The organism is Chryseobacterium sp. PCH239 (genome assembly GCF_018924625.1).
GTDB classification, from domain to species: domain Bacteria; phylum Bacteroidota; class Bacteroidia; order Flavobacteriales; family Weeksellaceae; genus Chryseobacterium; species Chryseobacterium cucumeris.
The window spans coordinates 1,508,846-1,535,193 of record NZ_CP073027.1; the positions used below are offsets into that span (position 1 = coordinate 1,508,846).

General features: G+C 36.2%; 23 protein-coding genes. 7 read left to right on the plus strand and 16 right to left on the minus strand.

Translation table 11 applies throughout. The annotated features are described in order from the left end of the window. Nucleotides 1–103: 103 nt before the first annotated feature. Nucleotides 104–1,039, plus strand: a complete 936-nt coding sequence (locus KBP46_RS06925; RefSeq protein ID WP_216444989.1) for a YeiH family protein — start codon at nucleotides 104–106, stop codon at nucleotides 1,037–1,039. Nucleotides 1,040–1,118: 79 nt separating this feature from the next. Here the strand turns inward: KBP46_RS06925 and KBP46_RS06930 are convergent, their stop codons facing one another. From KBP46_RS06930 to KBP46_RS06965, 8 genes are all read right to left on the minus strand, one after another. Continuing rightward, nucleotides 1,119–1,301 (minus strand): hypothetical protein, encoded by a 183-nt coding sequence (locus KBP46_RS06930; protein ID WP_062670895.1) that lies wholly within the window; start codon nucleotides 1,299–1,301, stop codon nucleotides 1,119–1,121. A gap of 168 nt (nucleotides 1,302–1,469) precedes the next feature. Beyond that, nucleotides 1,470–2,711 carry an MFS transporter gene (locus tag KBP46_RS06935; protein ID WP_123278000.1) on the minus strand — a complete coding sequence of 414 codons (1,242 nt, stop codon included), beginning with the start codon at nucleotides 2,709–2,711 and terminating at the stop codon, nucleotides 1,470–1,472. A gap of 73 nt (nucleotides 2,712–2,784) precedes the next feature. Further along, the gene (gene rny / locus KBP46_RS06940) at nucleotides 2,785–4,350 is read right to left on the minus strand and encodes a ribonuclease Y (protein ID WP_216444990.1); all 1,566 of its coding nucleotides are present in this window, start codon (nucleotides 4,348–4,350) and stop codon (nucleotides 2,785–2,787) included. Between the two features lie 233 nt (nucleotides 4,351–4,583). Continuing rightward, nucleotides 4,584–4,871 (minus strand): cell division protein ZapA, encoded by a 288-nt coding sequence (locus KBP46_RS06945; RefSeq protein ID WP_034695967.1) that lies wholly within the window; start codon nucleotides 4,869–4,871, stop codon nucleotides 4,584–4,586. Beyond that, complete coding sequence (locus KBP46_RS06950; RefSeq protein ID WP_034695970.1) at nucleotides 4,871–5,173, minus strand: hypothetical protein; 303 nt, start codon at nucleotides 5,171–5,173, stop codon at nucleotides 4,871–4,873. Before KBP46_RS06950 ends, KBP46_RS06945 begins: the two co-directional genes overlap by 1 nt. A gap of 138 nt (nucleotides 5,174–5,311) precedes the next feature. Beyond that, nucleotides 5,312–6,094 carry a porin family protein gene (locus KBP46_RS06955; RefSeq protein WP_034695972.1) on the minus strand — a complete coding sequence of 261 codons (783 nt, stop codon included), beginning with the start codon at nucleotides 6,092–6,094 and terminating at the stop codon, nucleotides 5,312–5,314. A 3-nt stretch (nucleotides 6,095–6,097) separates the two neighbouring features. Beyond that, nucleotides 6,098–6,760 carry a bifunctional demethylmenaquinone methyltransferase/2-methoxy-6-polyprenyl-1,4-benzoquinol methylase UbiE gene (gene ubiE, locus KBP46_RS06960; protein ID WP_238590583.1) on the minus strand — a complete coding sequence of 221 codons (663 nt, stop codon included), beginning with the start codon at nucleotides 6,758–6,760 and terminating at the stop codon, nucleotides 6,098–6,100. Nucleotides 6,761–6,832: 72 nt separating this feature from the next. Then, nucleotides 6,833–7,402, minus strand: a complete 570-nt coding sequence (locus KBP46_RS06965) for a hypothetical protein (RefSeq protein ID WP_062670900.1) — start codon at nucleotides 7,400–7,402, stop codon at nucleotides 6,833–6,835. Nucleotides 7,403–7,503: 101 nt separating this feature from the next. Here KBP46_RS06965 and KBP46_RS06970 point away from each other — a divergent pair, with 101 nt between their 5' ends. Then, entirely contained in the window at nucleotides 7,504–8,577 is a 1,074-nt protein-coding gene (locus KBP46_RS06970) for a 3-oxoacyl-ACP synthase III family protein (protein ID WP_062670902.1), read from the plus strand. 64 nt (nucleotides 8,578–8,641) lie between these two features. Then, nucleotides 8,642–9,847: a metallophosphoesterase gene (locus KBP46_RS06975; protein WP_216444991.1), complete on the plus strand. Its 1,206-nt coding sequence runs from the start codon at nucleotides 8,642–8,644 to the stop codon at nucleotides 9,845–9,847. 136 nt (nucleotides 9,848–9,983) lie between these two features. Here KBP46_RS06975 and KBP46_RS06980 read toward each other — a convergent pair whose 3' ends face one another. Next, complete coding sequence (locus KBP46_RS06980) at nucleotides 9,984–10,736, minus strand: polysaccharide deacetylase family protein (RefSeq protein WP_216444992.1); 753 nt, start codon at nucleotides 10,734–10,736, stop codon at nucleotides 9,984–9,986. Nucleotides 10,737–10,820: 84 nt separating this feature from the next. Next, the gene (locus KBP46_RS06985) at nucleotides 10,821–11,786 is read right to left on the minus strand and encodes an NAD-dependent epimerase/dehydratase family protein (RefSeq protein ID WP_062670908.1); all 966 of its coding nucleotides are present in this window, start codon (nucleotides 11,784–11,786) and stop codon (nucleotides 10,821–10,823) included. A 204-nt stretch (nucleotides 11,787–11,990) separates the two neighbouring features. On the opposite strand from KBP46_RS06985, the gene ggt reads away from it, so the two are divergent. Both ggt and KBP46_RS06995 read left to right on the plus strand, forming a co-directional pair. After that, on the plus strand, nucleotides 11,991–13,679 hold the full coding sequence (ggt, locus tag KBP46_RS06990) for a gamma-glutamyltransferase (RefSeq protein WP_216444993.1): 1,689 nt from the start codon (nucleotides 11,991–11,993) through the stop codon (nucleotides 13,677–13,679). A gap of 170 nt (nucleotides 13,680–13,849) precedes the next feature. After that, complete coding sequence (locus KBP46_RS06995; protein ID WP_062670912.1) at nucleotides 13,850–15,130, plus strand: dicarboxylate/amino acid:cation symporter; 1,281 nt, start codon at nucleotides 13,850–13,852, stop codon at nucleotides 15,128–15,130. Nucleotides 15,131–15,282: 152 nt separating this feature from the next. Here KBP46_RS06995 and KBP46_RS07000 read toward each other — a convergent pair whose 3' ends face one another. The 6 genes from KBP46_RS07000 to gyrB form a co-directional block, all read right to left on the minus strand. Next, nucleotides 15,283–16,134, minus strand: coding sequence for a diacylglycerol kinase family protein (locus tag KBP46_RS07000; RefSeq protein ID WP_062671591.1), 852 nt, complete (start codon nucleotides 16,132–16,134; stop codon nucleotides 15,283–15,285). 43 nt (nucleotides 16,135–16,177) lie between these two features. Then, complete coding sequence (locus KBP46_RS07005) at nucleotides 16,178–17,002, minus strand: RsiV family protein (RefSeq protein ID WP_216444994.1); 825 nt, start codon at nucleotides 17,000–17,002, stop codon at nucleotides 16,178–16,180. A gap of 93 nt (nucleotides 17,003–17,095) precedes the next feature. Beyond that, complete coding sequence (locus KBP46_RS07010) at nucleotides 17,096–19,030, minus strand: transglutaminase-like domain-containing protein (protein ID WP_062670917.1); 1,935 nt, start codon at nucleotides 19,028–19,030, stop codon at nucleotides 17,096–17,098. 2 nt (nucleotides 19,031–19,032) lie between these two features. Further along, on the minus strand, nucleotides 19,033–20,925 hold the full coding sequence (locus KBP46_RS07015; protein ID WP_216444995.1) for a DUF3857 domain-containing protein: 1,893 nt from the start codon (nucleotides 20,923–20,925) through the stop codon (nucleotides 19,033–19,035). 400 nt (nucleotides 20,926–21,325) lie between these two features. Next, nucleotides 21,326–21,748 (minus strand): DUF5684 domain-containing protein, encoded by a 423-nt coding sequence (locus KBP46_RS07020; RefSeq protein WP_034695994.1) that lies wholly within the window; start codon nucleotides 21,746–21,748, stop codon nucleotides 21,326–21,328. Between the two features lie 82 nt (nucleotides 21,749–21,830). Further along, on the minus strand, nucleotides 21,831–23,765 hold the full coding sequence (gene gyrB / locus KBP46_RS07025; protein ID WP_062670921.1) for a DNA topoisomerase (ATP-hydrolyzing) subunit B: 1,935 nt from the start codon (nucleotides 23,763–23,765) through the stop codon (nucleotides 21,831–21,833). Nucleotides 23,766–23,999: 234 nt separating this feature from the next. Here gyrB and KBP46_RS07030 point away from each other — a divergent pair, with 234 nt between their 5' ends. Together KBP46_RS07030 and KBP46_RS07035 are read left to right on the plus strand one after the other, a co-directional pair. Further along, entirely contained in the window at nucleotides 24,000–25,343 is a 1,344-nt protein-coding gene (locus tag KBP46_RS07030; RefSeq protein WP_062670923.1) for a cytochrome ubiquinol oxidase subunit I, read from the plus strand. Next, a complete protein-coding gene (locus tag KBP46_RS07035; protein ID WP_062670926.1) occupies nucleotides 25,340–26,344 on the plus strand; it encodes a cytochrome d ubiquinol oxidase subunit II in 1,005 nt (334 codons plus the stop codon). The genes KBP46_RS07030 and KBP46_RS07035 overlap by 4 nt, the downstream gene beginning before the upstream one ends. The last annotated feature ends 4 nt before the right edge of the window (nucleotides 26,345–26,348 follow it).

The following is a 26,348-nucleotide window of genomic DNA, read 5'->3' on the forward strand; positions in this document are numbered from 1 at the left end:
AATAAGCAAAGATATAACTTTTAGTTATCCGATATAACAAAATACGATTTACTTTGTAATACTTTATTCCGGACTTTTGATGCTCATTTTAAAAGTTCGCGTTATGAAAGATTTCATTCAAAATGAAATAACAAGGAAAGTATTTTTTATTGTTTTGGCTGTATTATGCCTTACACCTTTTATATCTTCTCCCATTGCTCTTGCTTTGGGATTTGCCCTGGCTGTTTTTATCGGAAACCCTTTTGAAAAACACCTTCATCAATATATTCATTTACTGCTGCAGATTTCAATAGTAGGTCTTGGATTCGGGCTGAAACTTGATGAAGCGCTTCATGCCGGAAAAACAGGCTTGATGCTGACTGTTGTAAGTATTGTCACCGTTATGGTTTTAGGATATTTTCTGGGAAAATTATTTAAACTGGAAAGACCTTTATCTTATCTTCTCTCCGCAGGAACTGCTATTTGTGGCGGGAGTGCTATTGCTGCTGTTTCCCCCATCATTAAACCTAATACAAAACAAATTTCTCTTGCACTGGCTATTGTTTTTACCTTAAATTCGGTTGCCTTGTTTGTATACCCTGCAATAGGACACCTGCTGAATCTTTCACAGGAGCAGTTTGGACTTTGGTGTGCTGTGGGAATTCACGATACGAGTTCTGTAGTAGGTGCTGCCAGCAAATATGGAGATGAAGCCTTGAAAATAGCAACTACTGTGAAATTGGCTCGCGCTTTATGGATTATCCCTGTTTCATTGATTACCATGTTTATTTTTAAAAGTAAAGATTCCAAAATAAAGATTCCGTGGTTTATCGGGTATTTCATTGTGGCGATCCTTTTGAATACTTATTTCCCATTTCTTGACCGCTTCAGCACTTCAATTACTGTTCTGGCAAAATCCGGTATGAATCTGACCTTATTTTTGATTGGTTCTACCCTTTCTATTCAAACGCTGAAATCAATCGGATTAAAACCTTTGGTTATGGCAATTATCCTATGGATCACCATAAGTGTTGGCAGTCTTCTTTACATTATCTATTAAAAAGAGCAGAACCCTTTTGGAATCAAAAGGGTTCTGCATATTAAATGTGGAAATGTTTATTTCTAATTGAAATAATTTCTTAGATCTCCCCACAAGTATAAACCTGTGGACAGCCCATATATATTGAGCAATAGTCAGGACCAGTTACAGCACCAGAGCAGCTACATCCGCAAAGAGATAAATCCGGCTTACCGCTTACTCCTCCAGTAATATTTTTTAAATCTTGTTTTCTCAGTTTTTTAGCATTTTTCATAATGTTCATGTAGTTTAGTTTTGATTAAAAATATAGTTTTAGTTACTTCTCAAAGTTAAACAAATATTAAACACTCGCAACAAAAATCAGAATAAAATTTAATAATTTATTGATTATAACTTCATTGTTATATTCAAAACAAGGATTACCAGCATCTTATTTATTAAACAAGTTAAATTATTCTGTAAATTCAAGATCTCTGTCGTGGGTTTCAGAAATGGTAAGTGAAGAGTAAAATGCAAGCCCGAATACCACTACTCCTACTATGGCAGCACTTTCTACAACAGGGAAATGCCCTTTAAGGGAATCAAAAGCGAATATCATTACCGGCACCAACCCTCTTACCATATTGGGAACAGTTGTGGTTGCAGTATTTCTTATATTCGTTCCAAACTGTTCTGCTGCCAGTGTCACAAACATGGCCCAATATCCTGTTCCAAATCCCAGCCATACACAAAACATGTAATATTTTGTTTCCGTATTTGTATTACCAAATAACATGATTGCCACCCCAACCAGAGTAAAGACCAGCATATAAAAGATGGCCATTTTTCGTGATTTTAAAGCATGAGAAATAAACCCGCTCAACAGGTCGCCGACAGAAATACCTACATAAGCCCACATAATTGCTTTTCCGGGGTTGATATCTTTTATGCCCAATTCAGGGGCAAACTGATTGGCTAAAACAGCCAGAATCCCTATGCAATACCAAGTAGGTAATCCCACTGCAATGCATTTTAAATACCTTATCAATCTGTCTTTATTGGTAAAAAAGGAGAGAAAGTTTCCTTTTGAGATGTTTTTATGCTCAAGATTCTTATAAATTCCGGATTCCGATACGCTTATTCTCAGTATCAATAACATAATTCCCATGATCCCACCGATAATGTAAGAAATATTCCATCCTCCGGCCAGCTCTACGGTAAGCTGAGCTACAACAGCACCCATTAATCCAAAACCTGCAACTACTGAGGTTCCGATAGCTCTTAAATTCTTCGGCAGACTTTCAGAAACCAGCGTAATTCCGGCTCCGAGCTCTCCGGCAAGTCCAATACCCGCAATAAATCTTAACCCGGCATATTGGTACACTAAATGCTCTTTCGGAAAATAAGGCAGAAAACCACAGGCAATATTGGCTAATGAATAAACCAAAATAGATCCAAACAGTACAGAAAGTCTTCCCTTTTTGTCTCCAAAAATTCCCCAGAATACCCCTCCTATGAGAAGTCCTACCATCTGGCAGTTCAGTATGAAGGTTCCGTCTGCATCCGGATTAAGCCCTAATGCTTTTAAACTTGGAATTCTAACGATACCGAATAAAAGAAGATCATAGATATCTACAAAATAGCCTAAGGCAGAAATAATAACGGGAATAGAGAAAATGTACTTCAGTTTTGAAGACAGGGACAGTTCTTGCATTTTTAAGTTTTGATAAAAATAAAAAACCTTTCAATTTCTTGAAAGGTTTTTATCAAATATCTTTTTCTGATTATTATCTGGCAATATTCACAGCTCTTGTTTCTCTGATTACTGTTACTTTTACCTGTCCCGGATAAGTCAGTTCATTCTGGATTTTCTCAGAGATATCGTAAGAAAGCTGAGAAGCTACTTCGTCATTTACTTTTCCACTCTCTACCATTACTCTCAGTTCTCTACCTGCCTGAATTGCATAAGCACTGGATACTCCATCGAAGCTTAATGCTGCAGATTCAAGATCTTTTAATCTCTGAATATAAGATTCCAATACCTGTCTTCTTGCTCCCGGTCTAGCTCCAGAGATCGCATCGGCAACCTGAATGATCGGAGATAATAACGATTTCATTTCAATTTCGTCGTGGTGAGCTCCAATAGCATTTACTACTTCAGGATTTTCACCGTATTTCTCAGCCCATTGCATTCCTAAAAGGGCGTGTGGTAATTCTGATTCCTGCTCAGGAACTTTACCGATATCGTGTAAAAGACCTGCTCTTTTGGCTAATTTAACGTTTAATCCTAATTCAGCAGCCATGGTTGCAGCAATGTTGGCTACTTCTCTTGAGTGCTGCAGTAAGTTTTGTCCGTAAGAAGAACGGTATTTCATTCTACCTACAATTTTGATCAGTTCAGGGTGTAATCCGTGGATTCCTAAATCAATGATGGTTCTCTTCCCTACTTCAATGATTTCCTCTTCGATCTGTTTTCTAGTTTTTTCTACTACTTCTTCGATTCTTGCCGGGTGAATTCTACCATCGGTTACCAATCTGTGAAGGGATAGTCTTGCAATCTCTCTTCTTACAGGATCGAAACATGAAAGAAGGATAGCTTCAGGAGTATCATCAACGATAATTTCTACTCCGGTTACTGCTTCTAAAGCACGGATATTTCTACCTTCTCTACCGATAATTCTACCTTTTACTTCATCAGACTCGATGTTGAAAACGGATACTGAATTTTCGATTGCCTGCTCGGTTCCAATTCTTTGGATCGTTTGAATAACAATTTTTCTTGCTTCATTCTTGGCATTCAGCTGAGCTTCTTCCATGATGCTCTGAACATGTGCCTGCGCTCTTGTTTTTGCCTCAGCTCTCATAGTTTCCACCAATTCTGCTTTAGCTTCCTCTGCAGTATAATTAGAGATTTTTTCTAGTATTTCTACTTTCTTGGCAGTAGCTATATCTAATTCCTGCTGTTTTCTGTCCAGAATTTCGTTCTTCTTAGCATAATCTGCAATCTGCTTGTCTAAGTCTTTTTCAAGCTTTCCAGTCTTGCTAAGTTCATCATTCAGCTTATGCTCTTTGTCTTTTGTTCTCTTTTCAACTTCCTGCATTTTCTTTTCACGGGATTGAATGTCAGCGTCATGCTGTGATTTCAATTCCAGGAATTTTTCTTTAGCCTGAAGATTCTTTTCTTTCTTTATGGATTCAGCCTGAACATTGGCTTTTTCTATAAGGTTTTCGGCATTTTTCTTGGCATCATCTATGATGAATTTTGCTTTAGCATTCAGAGAACTTCTGGAAAAAAATATTCCCACTACAGCTCCGATTACTAAACAAACAACACCTACTATAACTTCTATCATAATTTATATTGAGTTTTAATTGTATTCATATCCTTGTTCAATAAAAAAAGCCCACAATAATCCAGAGATTGAGAGTAAACTCCTAATCAACACGATTTGAACTGATTTCCACTGTCTGTAATCCGGAAGTCCGGCACGCCATTCGATGGACATTTGTTCGGTAATTGTTTAGCGTTGAGTTTACCTTTAATGTGTTAGAATTATTGTAGGCAGTACTTTTCAGGAAAAAAAATCTATTTCCCGATTTCATTCAACGACTGATTAATCTGCGTTAATCTTTCGTTGGTTGAATTAATATTTTTTTCGTAGTTCAGAGAAACTACTTCTGCATTGGTTCCCAGTTTAAGGGCACACATTGCCAAAGCATCCTGTTTATCTCTTACATCGAAATTCTGTTCAAAATCTTTAATCATATTCTCGATCTGCTTCCCTACTTTACGCAAAGTTTCTTCCTCTGCTGCCGGTACGTTCAGCGGATACACTCTTCCTGCAATGTTGACGGTTATTCTCCTTACCTCCATTATAATCCACTGTTTTGAAGCTGAGCAATACAGAAATCAATTTCTTTCACCAATCTGTTGATATGGTTTTTCATTAACCTATTGTGTTCAGGATTTCCTGATATTGCTGAATAAAGTTTTATATTTTTTTGTTCTTCTGCTAATACCTGATTCTTTCTTCTTTCCTCATCATATTTCTTCTTCAACTCTTCATGCTCAAAATTTAATTCTTTTAAATTTTCCGTAAGATTTTTATAGTTCTTTTGCAGAGTCGAAATCTTTCTCTCTAATTCTGAAAAATTGTTTTCTAAATCTTGAAGCATTTCAGGTTTGTATATTCTAACTAAAAGCAAAAATAAAAAAATAATAACACTAACAAAAATAAAACACTCTATATTTTGATATAACAATAAAAAAGGAGGCGCCAGTGCACCTCCTGTGTATTTTTTGACACAATATTTTTATTCAAATTTCAGAACGAACATTACCGCTCTTGTCTGCAGTGTAGAGATCGCAGATGACCAGTAAGGAGGTGTAGTAGCATTGTCCGCCACTTTCTCGTTGTTCATGAAGAATGTTCCTCTTACGGCAGGAGTCAGCTTAAACTTGTTGAAATAAAACTGAATTCCCATTTCTGCAGACCATGCAAAGTTGTGCGTTGTAGATCTGTAGATTCCCTGCATGTTGTCATCTGTGGAACTTGAGTTAGACTGAAGGTTTACAACATAGTTCACCCCTGCAGCAACGTAAGGCCTTGAGTTGTACCATCTTTGACCATGAAGTTCCAGAAGTACCGGAATATCAATCAAGGTAGATTTAATTTCTCTTACTTTATCCTTTTCCTGTAAAGGGAATGGCATAAAAGGAGGATTGGTTAAAGATCCACCCGCATAAATGTCATTGGATTGAGTATTAAAAGTCAACTGTCTTTGTGCAAACTGTAACCCTGGTTCTACTCTTACATCAAGATAGTCATTCAGTCTCCATTTTGCAATAAGCCCGGCACCGAAACTATAACTTTCCTTTGAGGTAACAAGGTTTTCATTATCATTCATCCCATATTTCGGATGCAAAACAATGCGGTAATCCAGTCTGTTCCCGTTCAAATAAAACCCCCAACTGAATTTCTGTTCGTCGAAATCTTCCAACTTGTCCATTCTGTTTCGGGTTCTGAATTGCGCGTTTGCAAAAACGGCAACATTTACTGAGGTTAAAACCAGTGCTTTTAATAGAAATTTATTCATAGGTTACTTTGTTGCTTTATAAATTGTGGCTATACCTAAACTTAATTTTTTATATTCAACTTTCTTAAATCCCGTATCTAAAAGAATTTGCTTCATCTTCTCCCCGAAAGGAAAAGCATTTACAGAATCCGGAAGGTATGTATACGCCCTATTATCCTTAGAAACCAATCTGCCGATGGCAGGTAATATATTTTTGAAATAAAACATATAAAATGGCCCCATGAAACCCTCAACCTTTGAAAACTCCAGTATATAAACACTTTTGTTATCTTTAACTACTCTTCTTAACTCTGCCAAACCTTTGGTAAGGTTTTCAAAATTCCTTACTCCAAATGCAACGGAAACAGCATCAAATCTATTGTCCTCGAAAGGTAAATTTTCTGCATCTCCTTTTTGCATGGAAATTTTGCCGTCTAATTTAAGTTTTTTTATTTTAATAACGCCAACATTCAGCATTTGTTGTGATAAATCTAATCCAACTACTTTAGAACCGGTTCCTTTTTCAATAGTAATTGCCAGATCTCCCGTTCCTGTAGCCACATCCAGCACTTCCTGCGGATTATCATTTTTCATCCATCTTACCAGTTTATTTCTCCATAAAACATCAATTTTCATGGATAAAACATGGTTCAGAAGGTCATACTTCGGTGCAATGTTGTCGAACATATCCTCTACCTGGCTTTTTTTGGTAGCCTCTGAATTGTAGGGAGTAACTTTGGTGATATCTTTTGTCAAAACTTAAAACTTGTAATATTCTTTGTAATAATTTAGGTAATCCTGCTTTCTGAAGATTTTGGATCGTGATTCCACTTTCTGGATATTTTTGATCACTTTGTCATAGTCTTCATCTACATTGTAATAAAAATCTTCTGTGTAAAGCTTATTGAAGCGTCTTGCTCCTCCGTAATAATCCTTTCCGTCGATAACCGTTTTATCAAGTGCTGTCAGCAACGAATCTTTTTTAAGATTATATCCGTAATACTGATCATTTACGTAGTAATCCTGATGGGTAATATTAATCAGACCACGAAGTTTATTGACTTCAAATGCTGAATCGTAAAGCATTTTCTTATTCTGATCAAAAACCTGAATAGAGTTTTTCCCTTTATTCAAATCCACATGCACATACTGCCCCGCTGAAATAATTCCTTCAGATCCGTTATTGATCTTAAAGTAATACGTATTCGGGGTAGGATTATCTACCACATAATAATTCTTCTTGGCTAAAAAAAGGAAGTAGATCCCAAAGGCAACGATAAACGCCACAGCTGCAATAAGTAAGCCTTTTAAGGACGAGTTGTTTTTCATAGATTGTAAAGTACAATTTTTGCAAATTTAATAATATTTTTAATTCTCCGTTATTAATATTAATTATTAACTTTGCATCTTTAAAAAAATCATATAAACGAATGCCGAATACGATCATTATTGGCTCTGGATCTTATATTCCGAACAGAGTTATTGGTAGAGATTACTTCATGAATTCCGAGTTTTATACTGAAGACGGAGTAAAGATTGAAAAGCCTGTGGAAGAGACCATTGCGAAATTTGTAGAGATTACAGAAATCGAAAACAGGAGATTCATTGAGGATGATCTTTCCAATTCACAAATCGGTTATGAAGCTGCAAAAATCGCCCTTGAGGATGCAAAAGTAGACGGCGAACAACTGGATTATATCATCTATGCAAGCAATTTCGGGGAAGTTACAGAACACGGATATGCTGATTTTATGCCTACAATGGCAGCGAGAGTAAAGAATAAACTGGGAATCAAAAACAGAAAATGCGTAACATATGATATGCTTTTCGGATGTCCGGGATGGGTGGAAGCTATGATTTTGGCAGATAACCTTATTAAAGCTAAAGTAGCTAAAACAATTCTTGTTATAGGAGGGGAAACTTTAAGCAGAGTAACAGATCCACATGACAGAAACAGAATGATCTTTGCAGACGGTGCAGGAGCTGTAGTAGTAAAAGCAACAGATGAAGAGAATGTAGGGATTATTGCCCACAACACGATTTGTGACAACGGACCTGAATTAAATTATCTTGAAAACCAACCTTCCATCAATAAAGAAGTAGATCAAAAACGCCTATATGTAAGAATGTTAGGAAGAAAAATCTATGAATACGCTCTAAAAAATGTACCGGTTGCGATCAAGGATACCATTACTGATGCCGGTCTTTCTATTGAAGATATAGACAAAATCTTAATTCACCAGGCAAACGCTAAAATGGATTATGCTATGATTGAAAGACTTCACAGACTTTATGATGTAAAAGAATACGATCATGCCATCTCTCCTATGACGATCCAGGATCTTGGAAACACTTCTGTAGCAACAATTCCTACTATGTATGATTTAATAATTAAAGGAAAAATGGAAGGTCAATCGTTTAAAGATAATGGTAACATTGTAATGACTTCGGTAGGTGCCGGAATGAACATCAATGCTATCGTTTATAGATTTCCTAAAAAGTAATATTTAAACCATTAAAATACAAAAGCACAGGGAAGTTTATTCTTTGTGCTTTTTTTGATCAGACATGCAAAAGAATTTTTTAATCATCGCCGGAATCTTCCTTTTTTTGGAAGTGTATATTTATCAGGCCATCAGAACACTTACCGATAATTTCTGGATCAGAATCGGATATTGGATAATTTCTTTGGTTGTGTACGGGATTTTCGCTTACGAAGTCACTCACTATCAGAGATCAGATAGAAGTATGGCAAGAACCCAGATCATGATTTCTTTATTTTTGATCTTTATCCTTCCTAAAATTTTCATAGTTCTGTTTTTATTAATTGATGATATCATCAGAACCGGAGGTTATTTAATCGGCTTCGCCAAACCCTCCGAGAATTTCTTCCCGGAAAGAAGAAAGTTCCTGAGTCTGGTTGGATTAGGAATGAGCGGAGTACTTTCTGCTCTTTTCATAGACGGAATTACGTTTGGAAAGTACAGACATAAAGTAAGAAGAGTAAGAGTAAATTTTGCTAACCTTCCGAAAAGCTTTAAAGGATATAAAATCATTCAGATTTCAGACGTTCACAGCGGGAGCTTCTCAGATCCGGACAAATTACAGCATGCGATTAACCTGATCAACGAACAGAAACCTGATTTGGTATTATTTACCGGAGACATGGTGAACAATGTTGCAGACGAGTTCAAACCTTTTATTCCCTTGTTTTCAAAAATTAAGGCCAAAGACGGAAAATTAGCCGTGCTAGGAAACCATGATTACGGAGATTACGTGACCTGGGAATCACCTGCAGCTAAAAAAGAAAACCTTGACACCTTAATCGGCTATGAAAAACAAGCTGGTTTCGACATGCTGAGAAACGAACACAGAGTCATTGAAAAAAACGGAGAAAAACTATACATTCTGGGAGTAGAAAACTGGGGATTAAAACCATTTCCTCAATTCGGAAGAATAGATGATGCTTTAAAAGGAGTGCCAGAATCCGCTACGAAGATTCTGATGAGCCACGACCCTACTCATTTTGATTATGTGGTTAAAAAGCACCCTTCAAATATCCACTTAACTCTTTCAGGGCATACCCACGGAATGCAGTTTGGTTTAGATCTTAAAAACGTAAAATGGTCACCCGTACAATACAAATATCCAAAATGGGCTGATTTATACGAAAGTGAAGGGAAACTATTATATGTAAACAGAGGGTTTGGTGTATTAGGATACCCAGGAAGAGTGGGTGTACTGCCGGAGATTACGCTTTTTGAGTTGAGCTAGAGGTGCGGGTTTCGGGATGCGAGATTCGGGGTTCGAGTTATTATTTGCAAATTGTTTGGTTGCGAGTTACAACTACACAAAATTAAACCTTGAATTCTCTCCCTAATCCCTACAACCTAATATCTGCTACCTATCACTAAAAAATATAATCTTTCATACGGGAAGTAGCCATTTCCCTGCCATTGAGAAAAGTAAGGAGGGCATCTAATTTGTCCTCCATTTTTTTGCCCGAAAATAAGCTCCGGTAAAAAGGAATATCAAAACGGTATTTTTTGAAATCTGTAAACTGCCATGTGTTCAGATAGATCAGTACAAATTCTTCATTCTGCAAAGTTTCCAGCACCATGTTCTGGTAATATTTCATCGGCAGGATCTGAAACACGAAATCATTATAAGGAAGCTGACTGTACGGAGAAATACTTTCAGGGACAATACTCAAACCATCCTCTTCTGTAATTTCGGTATCTCTTTTGAGTCTTTTAAAAGGAAAAAGAATATTGGCATTATCGATATTTGAGACGTAATTAAATTCCATCAGCTTTAAAGTTTCCTGAGCAACTTTTACATCTTTCTGACGAATTCCTCTGATCTGTTTTTCCAAAAGATCCTGAATATTCTTCTTGGCATTTTCTATTTCTTCAGGATTTGATCCTTTATTATAAAAAGCAATTTCATGCCCTTTGGATGAAATTGCTTTTATTAAATTCTGAAGTTTTTCGGTAAGAGAAACCTCTACAAAAAAACTTGATTTGATATCATGAATATCTAAAACTCTAAGAATCGCTTTGGTATTATCTTCGGTGATTTTCAATCGCTCTTCATCAGTAATTTGAGAGCCGTTTTTTACTTCAGCCTCAATACAAGTGATGTTAAAAGTTAATAATACCATTTAAATTAAAGTTTATATAAATTCTATAATATATTAAAAATCAGATGTTAAAATCAAGAACAATTAAAGTATTACTTTATATTATCAATCCTTTCCTAATTTTACTTTCAGATTCTTAATCATATCTTTTGTCATTTCCGAAATTCCGAAATCATAAGTCAGACCCCAGTCTTTTTTCGCTACTGAATCGTCAATAGATGCCGGCCATGAATCTGCAATTGCCTGTCTGAAATCCGGGTTATAATCAATCGTAAAATCCGGAATTTCTTTTGTGATTTCTTCTGCCAATTCTTTTGGAGTAAATGACATTCCACCTAAATTATAAGAAGAACGAACTGTCAAACTTTCTTTTGGAGCATCCATTAATTTCAAGGTTGCATTAATGGCATCATCCATATACAACATCGGCATTCCTGTATTTTCGGAAATGAAACTTGTATACTTTCCGTCTTCAATCGCTTTGTAGAAAATCTCAACAGCATAGTCGGTAGTTCCACCTCCCGCAGGAGTCTTCCATGAGATCAATCCAGGATATCTGATACTTCTTACATCCACACCATATTTGTCGAAATAGTATTCACACCACTTCTCCCCTGCCATTTTAGAGATCCCATAAACAGTTGTTGGATTCAATACCACATCCTGTCCTACCTCATGCTTTGGAATTCCTTTTCCAAATACCGCGATAGAACTTGGCCAGAAGATCTTTTTAAGAAGTCCTTCTTTAGCCATTTCACAAAAGTGAAGCAATGGTTCAAGATTCAGCTTCCACGCAAAAACAGGCTGCTTTTCCGAAGTTCCGGATAAAAGTGAAGCAAGGTGATACACTGTCGTTATCTCATAATCATGAATCACCTGTCTTACCAATTGAGTATTGGTAACGTCCATTCTTTCGTAGTGTCCGGCAGAAGTAATTCCTTCCTGCCATCTGTCCAATCCTGAAGCAACAACGTTTTCCGCTCCGTGAATTTCAACAAGTCTGTTCGTAAGTTCGGTACCAATTTGTCCCAAGGCACCTGTAATCAGTATTCTTTCCGTATAGGATTCCATTTTTCAGATTTTTTTTAGAATTGTACAAAAGTAAAAAAAACATGCCAACCATAATAAAAAAGGTGTATTTAAAAAACATAGCCCTGACAAACTACAGATATTTCAATTAGATAATCTCAATGAAAGAAAAAATCAAATGCAATGATCATCAGGCTGTGATTAACTGAAAATTCAATAATTTTGTTGTAAAGAAAAAACAATCATATGAAGAAGATTTTAATTGCTTCGATGCTTTTGGCAGCTCAGCTAAGCTGGGCTCAGTTCACAGATATCAATATTATCAAAGAAGTACAGGTAAAGAAGAAAGGTGTTGTCGTCTCTGCGCACCCGTTAGCCAGTGAAGCGGGAGCTAAAATCTTAAAAATGGGAGGAAACGCCTATGATGCCGTTACTGCAACACAATACGCCCTTGCTGTAGTTTATCCTCAGGCAGGAAATATCGGAGGTGGCGGATTTTTGGTAGGTGTAAAAAATAACGGTGAAAAATTTACGCTGGATTACAGGGAAACTGCTCCTAAAAAAGCCTCCAGAGACATGTATATTGATAAAAAAGGTAAAGCAGATACTGATCTTTCCCAGAACGGAAGACTGGCCGTAGGTATTCCCGGAAGTGTAGCAGGATTCTTTGCTACTCTGAAGTACTGTAAGCTTCCTATGGAAAAAATCATCCAGCCTGCTATTGATCTTGCCGAAAAAGGATTTGCCATTACCGACAAGGAAGCGGAAATGCTGAATAATCAAAGAGAAAAATTTCAGAAGCATAATAAATCTTCGATCATTTTTGTAAAAGAAACTCCGTGGAAAGCCGGAGATCTTTTGGTTCAGAAAGACTTAGCTGAGACATTGAAACTGATCCAGAAACAAGGTGCTAAAGGTTTTTATGAAGGAAAAACAGCTGATCTTTTAGTTGCCGAAATGAAAAGAGGAAACGGAATCATCACTCTTGAAGATCTTAAAAATTATAAAGTTGCTGAAAGAAAAGCGCTGGAATTTGATTATAAAGGAAGCAATGTTGTCACGATGCCTCTGCCTTCAAGCGGCGGAGTTCTTCTTGCCCAGATGCTCAGAATGGCTAGTTTTGAAAACCTTGAAAAGTATCAGCAAAACTCTACAAAAGCAGTTCAGATCATGACTGAAGCAGAAAGAAGGGCTTACGCCGACAGAGCAGAATATATGGGTGATCCGGATTTTATTCAGGATAAAACCTCTTATCTGATCTCGGATGAATATCTGAAAGGAAGATGGAAAAGCTTCAGTTTTGATAAGGCAACTCCAAGTGCAGAAGTCGGTAAGATTATAGAACAACCTAAAGAATCTATGCAGACTACTCATATTTCCGTATTGGATAAAGATGGAAATGCTGCTTCTGTAACCACCACACTTAATGGATACTATGGAAGTAAAGTTCTTGTTTCAGGAGCCGGATTCTTTTTAAATAATGAAATGGATGATTTCTCTATCAAACCCGGAGTCCCGAATATGTTTGGAGCAGTAGGTGGAGAAGCTAATTCAATACAACCTAACAAGAGAATGCTCTCTTCGATGACCCCAACCATCATCCTTAAAAACGGAAAACCTTATATGGTCGTGGGAACACCAGGAGGAACTACAATTCCGACTTCGGTGTATCAGTCTATCGTGAATGTAGTGGATTTTAAACTGAATGCGAATATTGCGGTGAATGCACCCAAATTCCACCATCAATGGTTACCAGAAACTATCACCGTGGAAAACAATTTCCCGGAAAGCACTATTTCTGAACTGAAAAGCAAGAATTACATCATTGAAAAGACAAAATATATTGGTAAAACAGAAATGATTGTCCTTGATGAAAACGGAAATATTCATGCTGTCGCTGATGGCCGTGGAGATGATTCTGTAGCAGTAGAATAATACTTATACAAAAATAACAAATACAGCCTGGGCTTCATTCTCCGAATGAAGTCCAGGCTTTTTTAAGCATTTTAGAAAACCCGCGCTACAGATTCTTTTCAATGACTTTTGTCATGTTTTTAGATAAATTTTCTTAATTTTCGCCCTTAAAAAAACAAAACGACTGTTCTTTGAAAGCAAAAAAAATACACAATCAGCTTTATTTCCAGGTGATTATCGCCATCATTGCGGGTATTCTTCTGGGAAAATTTTATCCTGAGTTAGGAGAAAAGATGAAACCTTTGGGAGATGGATTCATCAAATTGGTAAAAATGATTATCGCTCCGGTAATTTTCATTACACTTACGTTAGGAATCGCCCACATGACCGATTTGAAAAAAGTTGGCAGAATTGCAATCAAAGCAATGATCTATTTTTTTACCTTTTCAACTCTGGCTCTTATCATAGGGTTATTAGTAGGAAATATTCTTCAACCGGGTCATGGTTTAAATATTGATCCTTCTACTCTTTCGGGTGATGTTTCACAGTATCAGGCAAAAGCTCATGAATCAACACTTACGGGATTCATTATGAATATTATTCCGGAGACATTATTCAGTCCGTTGGTGGGTGAAAATATTCTTCAGGTACTTTTGGTAGCAATTCTAATGGGAGTTGCTTTGGTTTTAACAAAAGAAAAGAGCCAGAAAGTAACCGATTTTTTACAGGATCTATCAACTCCGGTATTTAAGATCGTTCATATGTTGATGAAACTGGCCCCGATAGGTGCTTTCGGAGCAATGGCTTTTACGATCGGCAAATATGGACTACATTCTGTTCTTAATTTGATATTCCTGGTAGGTACATTTTATATTACATCAATCCTGTTTGTGATTCTGGTATTGGGAGCGGTAGCATGGTATAACGGATTTAATATTTTCAAACTCCTTTTCTATCTTAAAGAAGAACTACTTCTCGTTTTGGGTACAAGCTCATCAGAATCTGCTTTGCCCGGAATTATGGAAAAACTTGAAAAGGCAGGTTGTTCACGCGCCATTGTAGGCCTTGTGGTTCCTACCGGATATTCTTTCAATCTAGACGGAACTAATATTTATATGACCCTGGCCTCTCTCTTTATCGCGCAGGCCTTAAATATTCATCTTCCTATCGAAAAACAACTGATGCTTCTTTTGGTGGCTATGCTAAGTTCAAAAGGGGCAGCTGGCGTTACAGGCGCCGGATTCGTTACCCTTGCCGCAACATTGGCAGTAGTTCCTGAGATTCCGATTGCAGGAATGACTTTGATTCTTGGAATTGATAAGTTCATGAGCGAATGCAGAGCTCTGACCAACGTAATTGGGAATTCTGTAGCTACCGTAGTAGTTGCCAACTGGGAAAAACAGCTTGATAAAAAGCAACTTCAATACTGCCTGGATCATCCGGCTGAAGTGGAAAAGAAACTGGAAGTGTAAAGAGATTGCAGATAGCAGGTTTAGGTTGCAGGAATTAGGGAAAGAATCAAGGTTCAAAGTTCAAGGTTGTGTGTAACACCTAACCCGAAACCCAACAAACAGCAACGAGTAAATCCGAAACCAAATTAACCTGCATCCAGTACCATAAAGCTTTAAATCAAAATACTTAAACTCGCGGGTTGAACTTTAACATGGATTGGTGATTTGATCTTATTGAATTCACCGTCCAGATGCCAGTTTTTGGTATTGACCTTAAATGATATTTCAGAGACTGGAAGATAGGTTACATATTCATCATCTTTCAGTCTTTTAGTAAACATTCGGAAAGCAAAAAGTGCTGAATAAGTAAGTGGAAACTTTTTTACCAAAACCATGTCAACCAGTCCATCACTTTTACTGGCTTTCGGAGCAATATATGCATTGTTACCAAACTGACGGGTATTGGCAATGTTCATCATCAGATACCTTCCATTGTACTGTTGATATTCTTCATCAAAAAATTTCACCTTGATAGGTTTGTAATTGAAAAAGGTTTTCAGGGAAACTTTGATATAATTTTTGAATCCACGGCTTGTTTTTTCAAATTCCTTAACCACTTTACCGTCAAATCCTGTTCCCGAAACATTGATGGATAGCCTGTCGTTTACCGTAAAAGTATCAATCTTTCGGGAGTTTTTAGCTTTTATTTTTTCTAAAAGTTCATCCAGATTTTTACTGAATTGTGTTTCATTGGAAAATCCATTTCCTGAACCTGCGGGAAAAATTGCCAGAATTTTATCTGTGTAAATAAGATTTTTGGCTACTGTAGAAATAGTACCATCCCCTCCGATGGCCACAAAAATATCAACCTCTTCAAAATGGGACTGAATAAATTCATCTGTTCCTGGAATAGATTCTGACACATAGTACAATGGGTTATTAACCTTTGTTTTAAGTTCGTTTAAAAACGGCTGATAATTTTTTTTGGCCGAAAAAGGATTGATAATAAAAGCTACTTTGTCCATTACCACAAAATTAAAAAATGCTTCCAAAACTGGAAGCATTAATTTACTTAATTTTCATTCTTTCTTTAAATTCTGTATTTAATGTACCTTTCAGATCTTCCCATGAAACCGGAATTGTAATATCTCCGGCAGCAAAAGCAGCAATTTCATACGGACTGTAGTGAAAATACAGGTTTTTATCATCAAAATAAAAGTTGTCTGATGCCGGAATTTTATCCACTAAAAGCATTTCTGAGTTCTTCACTTCTCCGTCACCATCCATTGTACCACTATTTATTTTATCAATATTTTTCATCAGAATGGCTTCAATTTTATTTTTAGGCATTGAAGTAATGTCTTTCAGTTCTAATTTTTTGTTGTTTTTAAGATCAAAAACCCTTTCGGAAAATCCGTAGTTATCATGTGCTCCTCCTTCATACCCGCTTCCCAGATACTGAATATGCATATAACCGTTAGAATTAGAAATAAGATTCATATGCGAGCTTGAATACCAGTTTTGAGCATAAGTAACATCTGAAACCCAGTCTTTATTATCATTTTTTACAGAATTGAAATAATTAGTTTTTTCATTATCCAGATAAGTCTGAAGACCAGCTTTGGAAAAATCTTTAATCTTTTCATTCTGGAAATAGATGCTGTCTAACAGTTTTTTATCTTTTAAAGTTGGAAAAACCAAAAGCTTTGAAGTAAAGCTCACTTTTAAAGAATCCGTAATTTTTGTAGAGTCATTGACTTTCACAGAGTCTACTACAAATTCTTCAGCGGCTTTGTTTTCTATTTTTTCTGCTGATCCTGCTGTTTCATTTTTTTTACAGGCAGTAACAGCTAAGAAAGAAGATAATGCTATAACAGCAATCGTATTTTTCATAATTCTATTTTTGGGGTATCAAATACAAAAACCATTCAAAAGATGAATGGTTTTTGAAAAAAAAATATTTTTTTATTTAAATCCTGTTAACTATTACTTTTTTACAAGACTGATTACCTGATTTTCAAATTTAGAAGCAACGCCCCAGATTTGTTTGAATGCAGGGTAATATTCTTTCGGGTAGTCTGAACTCCCAATTTTGGTAGTTGTAGTCACCTCCAGTATATTTCCTTTTTGTTCTACAGAATAAGTATATGCTATTTCTTTATCTTCTGTAACGATCCTTTTTTCTTTAGGCATTTCCTCTATCTTGTATCCTTCAGGAATTTCAAGAATGACCTTTTTTGTTCTGGTTATGGGTGATCCAAAATCAATTGGATATTTTCTTACTTCGGTTTGATCAAATTCATTAGAGTTTTTACTTAAAAACAGCATCGGATTAATGATCATTTTCTTCCCTACTCTGTCAATAAGGTTGGACGAAGAGAATTTCATCGTGCTTTCAAAGTCGCCATTTTCCAACACTTTCGAATTGATATCCGTGAAATCCATTGAGAAGTTTTCTTTATACTGCTTCTTGTATTTTTCTGCGTTATCATCGTAGTTGTCTTTAGCATACATCGCGTATGCACCTGTATCTTTATCCGAATAGGTACCGGAAATACTACCGTCATCATTGATTTTGGCATTCGCTGTAAGATAAGTATTGCTTGATTTTACATTGGACATCTGAATCTGCAAAGCCTTATCTTTAGTCACAAGGATTCCATATTGATTCCAGTTTTTTAGAGGTATTTCATCCAATGAAGATTGTTTGGAGGTAGCATCATAAATATGCAGCTGCTTATCTATATCAATTGCTGCCAAAACAAAGTTCATATTGGAAATATTAGGGGACACCATATTGATCAATCCGTTCTCTACCGTAGAAATAATCAACGGATCAGCTTTAAGACCTGCTTCGCGAAGCATCATAACAAGGAAAAGATTAATTTCTGCGGCGTTGCCGGTTTTAGTTTCCAAAAGTTTTTTGATACCATCTTCTGTATAAACCCCTTTGTCCTTATTCCATGTAAAGGTTTTCTGAACGTATGAAAATATTGCATTGGCTTTTTCAAGATCTGTTTTCATTTCCGAAACTCCTGCCGGAATATTTTCTCTTGCCAGTTTTGTTCTTTTTATTTCACCTCCAAAATCATCACTATCATACAGTCTCTTTGCAATCTGATCCCATGAAGATGAATACAATTTAAGCTCGCCGAAATTAGTAGAATTTAGCTCAGCACTGATTTTTGTTCTGAAATTTCTATCGTTTCTTACAAATTTTTCAGTTTTAAAACCAGTCAAATTCTCATAAGCAAATCTATAGGTTTTATATTGAGCACCATACAGATATCTTTCTTCCATTTCTCTATACTTAGGACTGATTCCTCCCGTATAGTTTACATTATAAGACATATTGATGGGTGTATCAAAAACATATTCTGTATTCAGTGAAGGAGTATCAGATTCTATCAATACCTCTGGAATCATAAAGCGGAACGGAGATATAATTTCATATTGATATTCTATGACAGATCCATTTTTCACACTTGGAAAAGCAAATTTTGTTAAAGTAACATATTTATTCTCTTTACTCTTATATTGAGAACTTTTTTCCACTTTTACTGGAACTGTAACTCCATTTTCAAGATTATAGGTAAAAGCTTTGAACTTTCCCAGTGATTCTCTGTTGGTTCCAACATTATAAATAGGAATTTCAAGATTCAACCAGTCTTCGGCTTTGTCTTTATTATAAATCTTCACTCTGTAAAAATATCTTTTGTGGAGATTTCCTGTATTGGAATCCACCATAAAATAAGCAGATTTGTATAAAATTTCGGCAGGAGCATTTTCATCTAATAAAGATTTTGCTTTTGACAGATCTGCCTCATTAAATTTGGGAGGGTTCAGAAATTCATATTTCTTCTGAGCACTGATCAATATGGTATTGGCAGAGCAAAAAAGCAATACTATAATTTTTTTCATGGTTATATTTTTGTTATTAAAATTTTCGAATTATCCATATTCAGAATCTTTTTTCTGAAACTTATATAATCGTTGTATTTTTCTTTTGGATATAATCCTTTATTGATCTGTACTTTTCTGACCACCTTTACCTGTCCTTCACTTTTAACAAAACTTAGTTTGTAAGATCCAAATTCAGAAGTGATGCTTGAATTATCAGGAGTTTCATCCACCTTATACCCCAAAGGAAGTACATAAGCAATTTCATATTCGTCCTCATAAGACATACCGACTTCAAAAGGAAGCTCGCGGGTTTCATCAGTTTTAAAGACAGCATCATTAAAAATAGGCACAGATCTGAACAGAAGGCTATTTCCAGCTTTTTTGGAGAAATTATTGGTCTTAAAATCAAGGTCGTAGGTAATAACAGCATTATCTCTGTCATTGTTAAAATTTTTCATTTCAACCTTTTCAAAATTTAAAACATTAAACCTCTCTTTTACCGCATCATTTTTTTCAGTGGGATTAAGACTGGCAAACCTCAAATTATAATCATATTGATTTCCCGTATAGGAAAAATTTCCAGTCCCGATAATACTGTTGTCCTCATTAAGGTTAACTCGCAATATTTGTTTTTCTTTATTTTGTTCAGCTTTATAAACCGGTGTATTGATAAGTTCTATTCCCTTCGGAGTTACAGCAAGCACATTTCTGTCTGTGGTATTATAGCTTAAATGATTAAAGGCTATTTGTTGAGAAGTATTTTCAAGCCAGATATTTCCTTTTTCAGTCGGGATCATCAGAATAGCGTGATTTCCTCCCATAGAAGGAAATTCGGGATCAAAAGAAACCTGTGAGGAACTGGAATTGATCACACAGTATTTAGATGGAATTCCTGCTTCATTCAATAGAATTCTCATATAATTCGTTAATGCTTTACAATCTCCATATCCTTTTTTGTGGACTTCATCCGGCTGCATAGGAAGCCAGCCCCCAATTCCTAATCCTACAGCGATATATCGGGTTTTGTTCTGCATGTACTGATAAATTTTCTTTACTTTATCTTCTACAGATCCCTGTAATTGTAAGGATGCTACTTCAGCTTTAATAGCCGGAGTAGATACCGAAACTGGTTCTATCAGATCTTTATAATACCAGGTTCCAAAATCCGTCCAGTTATTTAAAGTCCCTTGTTTTCCTGCCAGGTTAAATTTTGTTAAAGCAAAATTTACTGAAGGTAAGATTTTAACAGGCTCCGGAATCATAAAAGCATCATCAATGGCAGGTACATTTTTATAGGAATAGGTCTTATCATTTTCACTTCCGCTTTCTACAACAGACGCATAGTTATACTTTGAAGGGTATATCTTGGTACGCAGTTCAATTCCTGATGTATTAATGATTTTGAACTGAGCCTCTTCCAAAGACATTTTAATAGAGTGAAACGGTACAAAATCCTGAATAAAGATCGTATTCTTATCTTCGCTTTCATAAGAAAAATCAACAGTATAAGGATACTGAACTGATGTGTAAGAAAATACCAGAATTCTGTTATCAGAATAGAAAACTCCCTGAGGATTATTAGCAAAATCTTTAAAATCCGACTTTGAAAAGCTCTTAACCTTTTTTCCTGCTTCATCATAAATCGTAACTTTTATATTAGAAATACTTTTTGCTTTATCATAAGGTATATACGCTACAGCTCGTTCATCACCATCTTTATTTAAAACTGTAGTCACAGTATTATATTGGTATTTTATTTCATCAACTTTGTTGATCTGAACCGTTGTAAATTTTTTTCGTATAACAACGTTAGCATTTTTCTTTAAATTCTCAGGAATGGCAGAGGCAGGATAGCTCTGTGCGAAATACAATGAGGCGGTAGATAAAGCCCCCAAGACTAATATTTTCATCATAGTTATTAAGATGATACAAAAATAATAAAATCTTAATAACTGTTAAAAAAAATATAAAAGGCTTCAACATGTGAAGCCTTAACCTATTACTTAAAAAAGTACTATATTAAATGTACCTATAAGAAAATGAACACATTATCAACTTTTCATCATTAATTTTGAAAAGTTAAAAACAGAATATTTATACTCATTCTATATTGGGAGAAGGGTATACCTATTCTGTGGCATGAAGGGATAAACTTCATATTATCTTCATTTCAAATTTAAAATAAATTACAATTCATGCAATTTAAATAATGTAGAATTAATAATAGGAAGAAGTACAATAAATTCTACAGCTTAAAATTATTTATAAAAAAAGACCTCAAAAATGAAGTCTTTTAATTTTTTTGTTTCTTTTTTAATCATTCGGGACCAGTTTACTATCAAACTGATCACTTCCGAGTCCCAATACAGGAATAAAAATAAATCCGAAAAGGAGAATCAGAATCGTGTAAAGAGGAGTTTCTTTGGCAAAGCCTTTGGCTAGTCTGTCATATACAACCCAGCAGGCATAGATATTCACCAATGGAATAAAGAAAAGAATGATCCACCAAATTGGTTTTTTCACAATTTCCAGCAATACGATGGTGTTATAAATAGGAATAAAGGCAGCCCAGGCATCTTGTCTTCCTGCTTTCTGGAAAATTTTGTACATGCAATATCCGTAGAAAATATAGCAAAGTAAGCCGAAGAACATCGTTCCGATCCCCAATCCTGCAGCTACTGCTCCAGAAGCCGCATCTGCCCCGTTGTAAGGGTCTGTTTGTAAAAGAGTTAACATATTATTGTTTTTTTGGTTTATCCAAATATAAAAAAAGCTTCTAAATAATTAGAAGCTTTTTTTGTTATATTTTTAAAAACGTTTATGCATCAATTTTGGCATATTTCGCATTTTTCTCAATAAATTCTCTTCTTGGCGGAACTTCATCTCCCATCAGCATTGAGAAAATACTGTCTGCTTCCACTGCATTATCAATGGTTACCTGTTTAAGAATTCTGTGTTCAGGATTCAATGTAGTTTCCCAAAGCTGTTCAGGGTTCATTTCTCCAAGACCTTTGTAACGTTGTACTTCTACTCCTTTACCATCCGGAGCCATGTCTAGAGTAAACTCTTCACGTTCTTTTTCGTTATATGCATATACTTTTTTGTTCCCTTTCTTTAATAGGTATAAAGGAGGTTGAGCAATATAGATATATCCATTCTCAATAAGTTCCTTCATATATCTGAAGAAGAAAGTAAGGATCAATGTAGAAATGTGAGATCCGTCAATATCGGCATCGGTCATGATAACGATCTTGTGGTATCTCAGCTTAGCCATATTCAATGCTTTGCTGTCTTCTTCTGTTCCTACAGAAACTCCAAGAGCTGTATAGATATTTCTGATCTCTTCATTATCATATACTTTATGAAGCATAGATTTCTCTACGTTCAGAATTTTACCTCTTAAAGGAAGGATAGCCTGGAAGTGTCTGTCTCTTCCCTGCTTAGCCGTACCCCCTGCGGAATCTCCCTCTACAAGGAAGATTTCAGATTCTGCCGGGTCTTTAGAAGAACAATCAGATAATTTACCTGGAAGACCAGAACCTCCCATGGGAGATTTTCTCTGAACCATTTCACGGGCTTTCTTCGCTGCCTGTCTTGCTTTTGCTGCCAAAACAACTTTCTGAACGATCAGTTTTGCCTCAGAAGGGTTTTCTTCAAGGAAATTGGTAAGCATTTCCCCAACAATTTTATCAACAGCTCCGGAAACTTCAGAGTTTCCTAGTTTTGTTTTAGTCTGTCCTTCAAACTGAGGCTCCATTACTTTTACAGAAATCACAGCTGTTAATCCCTCACGGAAGTCATCACCTGTAACTTCTACTTTCTCTTTCTGCGGAATACCCAGATCATCAGCATATTTCTTAAGCGTTCTTGTTAAAGCACGTCTGAAACCTGCTAAGTGAGTTCCTCCTTCATGAGTATTGATATTGTTTACATAAGAGTGAAGATTTTCGTTGAAAGATGTATTGTAACGCATTGCTACTTCTACAGGAATATCATCTCTTTCTCCTTCCATGAAGATTACATGTTCCATGATAGACTCACGGTTACCATCAATGTAAGCAACGAATTCTTTTAACCCACCTTCTGAATGGAAAACTTCCGAACGGAAAGATCCGTCTTCTAATTTCTCTCTTTCATCAGTTAATGTAATGGTAATTCCTTTGTTAAGGTAAGAAAGTTCTCTTAAACGGCTTGCTAATGTATCGTAATTGTAAATTAACTCTGTAAATATACTATCATCCGGCTGGAAAAACTGCTTGGTTCCTCTTTTTTCGCTGTGACCAATCTCCTCAACACCTGTCTGGGCTTTTCCTCTTGAATAGATCTGCTGGTAAACATTTCCATCTCTGTAAACAGTAGTGATCATCTCATTGGAAAGTGCATTCACACACGAAACCCCAACCCCGTGAAGACCTCCTGAAACCTTATAAGAGTCTTTGTCAAACTTACCTCCGGCTCCAATTTTCGTCATTACAACTTCAAGGGCAGATTTCTGTTCTTTTTCGTGGAAATCAACCGGGATACCTCTACCGTTATCACTTACCTCAATTCCGTTTCCTTCCTTGATGCTAACGAAGATCGTGTCGCAGTACCCTGCCAATGCCTCGTCAATAGAGTTATCTACTACTTCATAAACCAAGTGGTGAAGTCCTCTGACTCCTACATCACCAATGTACATTGAAGGACGCATACGTACGTGCTCCATTCCTTCCAATGCCTGAATACTACTAGCTGTATATTGTTTTTGACTCATATTAAAAATTAAAAATCCTGCTGTATGCAAAGACTCACAAATATCGTGATTTTTTTCGAGGTATGAAAGTTAAAAAGTGTCAAAAAAATGTAGAGTTTTCTTATTAAAAACATAAGAAAAAGGAAGCCAATAAAAGATTCAAAATTAAAAGGTATTGCTGAAATTGCAACTGTTGTAAATCATATTCAACATCAATAATTTATGCTTAAATTTATTAACTGAAAAGTTGAAATTATGGATGATTTTATAGCAGCACGCGCTCAGATGGCTCTCTCTCTGGGCTTTCATATCATATTCTCTTGTGTGGGTATGGTGATGCCTTTTTTGATGGCTTTTGCCCATTGGAAATACCTAAAGACCAATAATGAAGTATATAAAGGACTGACAAAAGCATGGAGCAAAGGGGTAGCTATCCTTTTTGCTACCGGAGCAGTTTCAGGAACCATGCTTTCCTTTGAACTTGGACTTCTATGGCCTGGATTTATGAAACATGCAGGTCCGATTTTCGGGATGCCGTTTTCTCTGGAAGGAACAGCCTTTTTCATTGAGGCTATTGCTATCGGTTTCTTTTTATATGGATGGGAAAGATTCAATAAATGGTTTCACTGGTTCTGCGGATTTCTTGTAGGAGTAAGCGGGCTGGCTTCCGGAATTCTGGTGGTAGCAGCCAACTCATGGATGAATTCTCCCACCGGTTTTGATTATATTAACGGACAGTACCTTAATATAGATCCTATCAAAGCAATGTTCAATGATGCGTGGTTTCCGCAGGCTCTTCACATGACGGTTGCGGCATTTTGTGCAACAGGATTTGCCGTAGCTGGAGTACATGCCTTTATGATTATGCGAAAAAGAAATGTTGAATTTCATACCAAAGCTTTTAGAATTGCCGTAGGATTTGCTTTGATTGGGGCATTCGGAGCACCTCTAAGCGGTGATGTTGCTGCAAAGTCGGTAGCAGAAAGACAGCCTATCAAACTGGCAGCTATGGAAGCTCATTTTGAAACGGAAAAAGGGGCTTCATTTGTGATTGGAGGAATTCCTGATGAGGAAAAAGAAGAAGTGAAATATGCAGTGAAAATTCCGAAAGTTTTAAGTTTTCTGGTGAGCAATGATTTCAATTCTGAAGTAAAAGGTCTTAAGGATTTCCCTAGAGATGAATGGCCTCCGATTGCTGTGGTTCATTATGCTTTTCAAATCATGATTTTCTTCGGAGTGATCATGATTGTTATTGGAGCTATTTATTTATATGCTTTCTTTTTCAAAAAAGAATGGCTGAATAAACACTGGCTATTGAAAACATTTTTAATAGCAACACCTTTTGGATATATTGCGTTGGAAGCCGGATGGACAGTAACGGAAGTAGGAAGACAGCCCTGGATTATTTATGGAATTATGAGAACAGTTGACGCTGTAACTCCTATGCCGGGAATACAGTATTCATTCTATTTTTTCACGGCTATTTTCGTATCATTATCACTGATCCTTGTTTTCCTTTTAAAGAGACAGATTCAAATGGTACCGAAGCTTTACGATCCTACCGATGCTCAGTTTAACGATAAAAACAAAAAATCATGATTTACATTGTAATAGGTTTTCTCTGGCTATCCATTTGTCTTTATATTATTCTGGGAGGAGCTGACTTTGGAGCAGGTATTGTAGAAATGTTCACCAATAAAAAAGCCCGTCATAAAACCCATGAGATTATGTATGAATCTATTGCTCCTGTTTGGGAAGCCAATCACATGTGGCTGATTATTGCCATCGTTATCCTTTTTGTTGGTTTTCCGGAGATTTATACCACTATGTCTACTTATCTTCACATTCCTTTAGTCTTAATGCTTTTAGGAATTATTGCAAGAGGAACAGCTTTTACGTTCAGGCATTATGATGCTGTAAAGGATAACTGGCAGGTTTTATATACCCAGATTTTCTATTATGCGAGTCTTTTAACTCCTTTCTTTTTGGGATTAATTGCTGCTGCTACGGTTTCACATTCTATCAATCCTGATGCTGTAGGTTTTCTGGATTTGTATGTATTCAGCTGGCTGAACTGGTTTGGGGTTTCTGTGGGCTTATTTACTGTAGCCCTTTGTGCTTATCTTGCTTCTATATTTTCATTAAGAGAAACACGTGATAAGGCCGATCTTTTGTTAATGATCAGAAAATCCAAGCAGACCATGATCTTTGTTGTGGTCACAGGAATATTGGTATTCGTAACTGCTTATATTTCAGATATTCCCCTTTTGATGTGGGTATTTTCAAAGCCTTTGGGGATTATGGCGATTGCTTTTGCCACCATTGCCTTGTTGCTTATTCTAAGAGCGATGAACCGTCAGAAGCTGCTTCCTGTACGTGCTTTGGCAGGATTCCAGATGGTGATGATTTTAGTAGCGGCAACGTATCAGCATAATCCGGATATTATTTTATTAGGAAACGGACAGCATCTTTCATTACTGGAACATATGGCTCCTGAAAAAACTATCGCCGCATTGGGATGGGCATTGATGCTGGGCTCATTGTTTATTCTTCCTTTCTTATTTTATCTGATGGCTTCTTTCAGTAAGTTGAGAAAATAGTAAG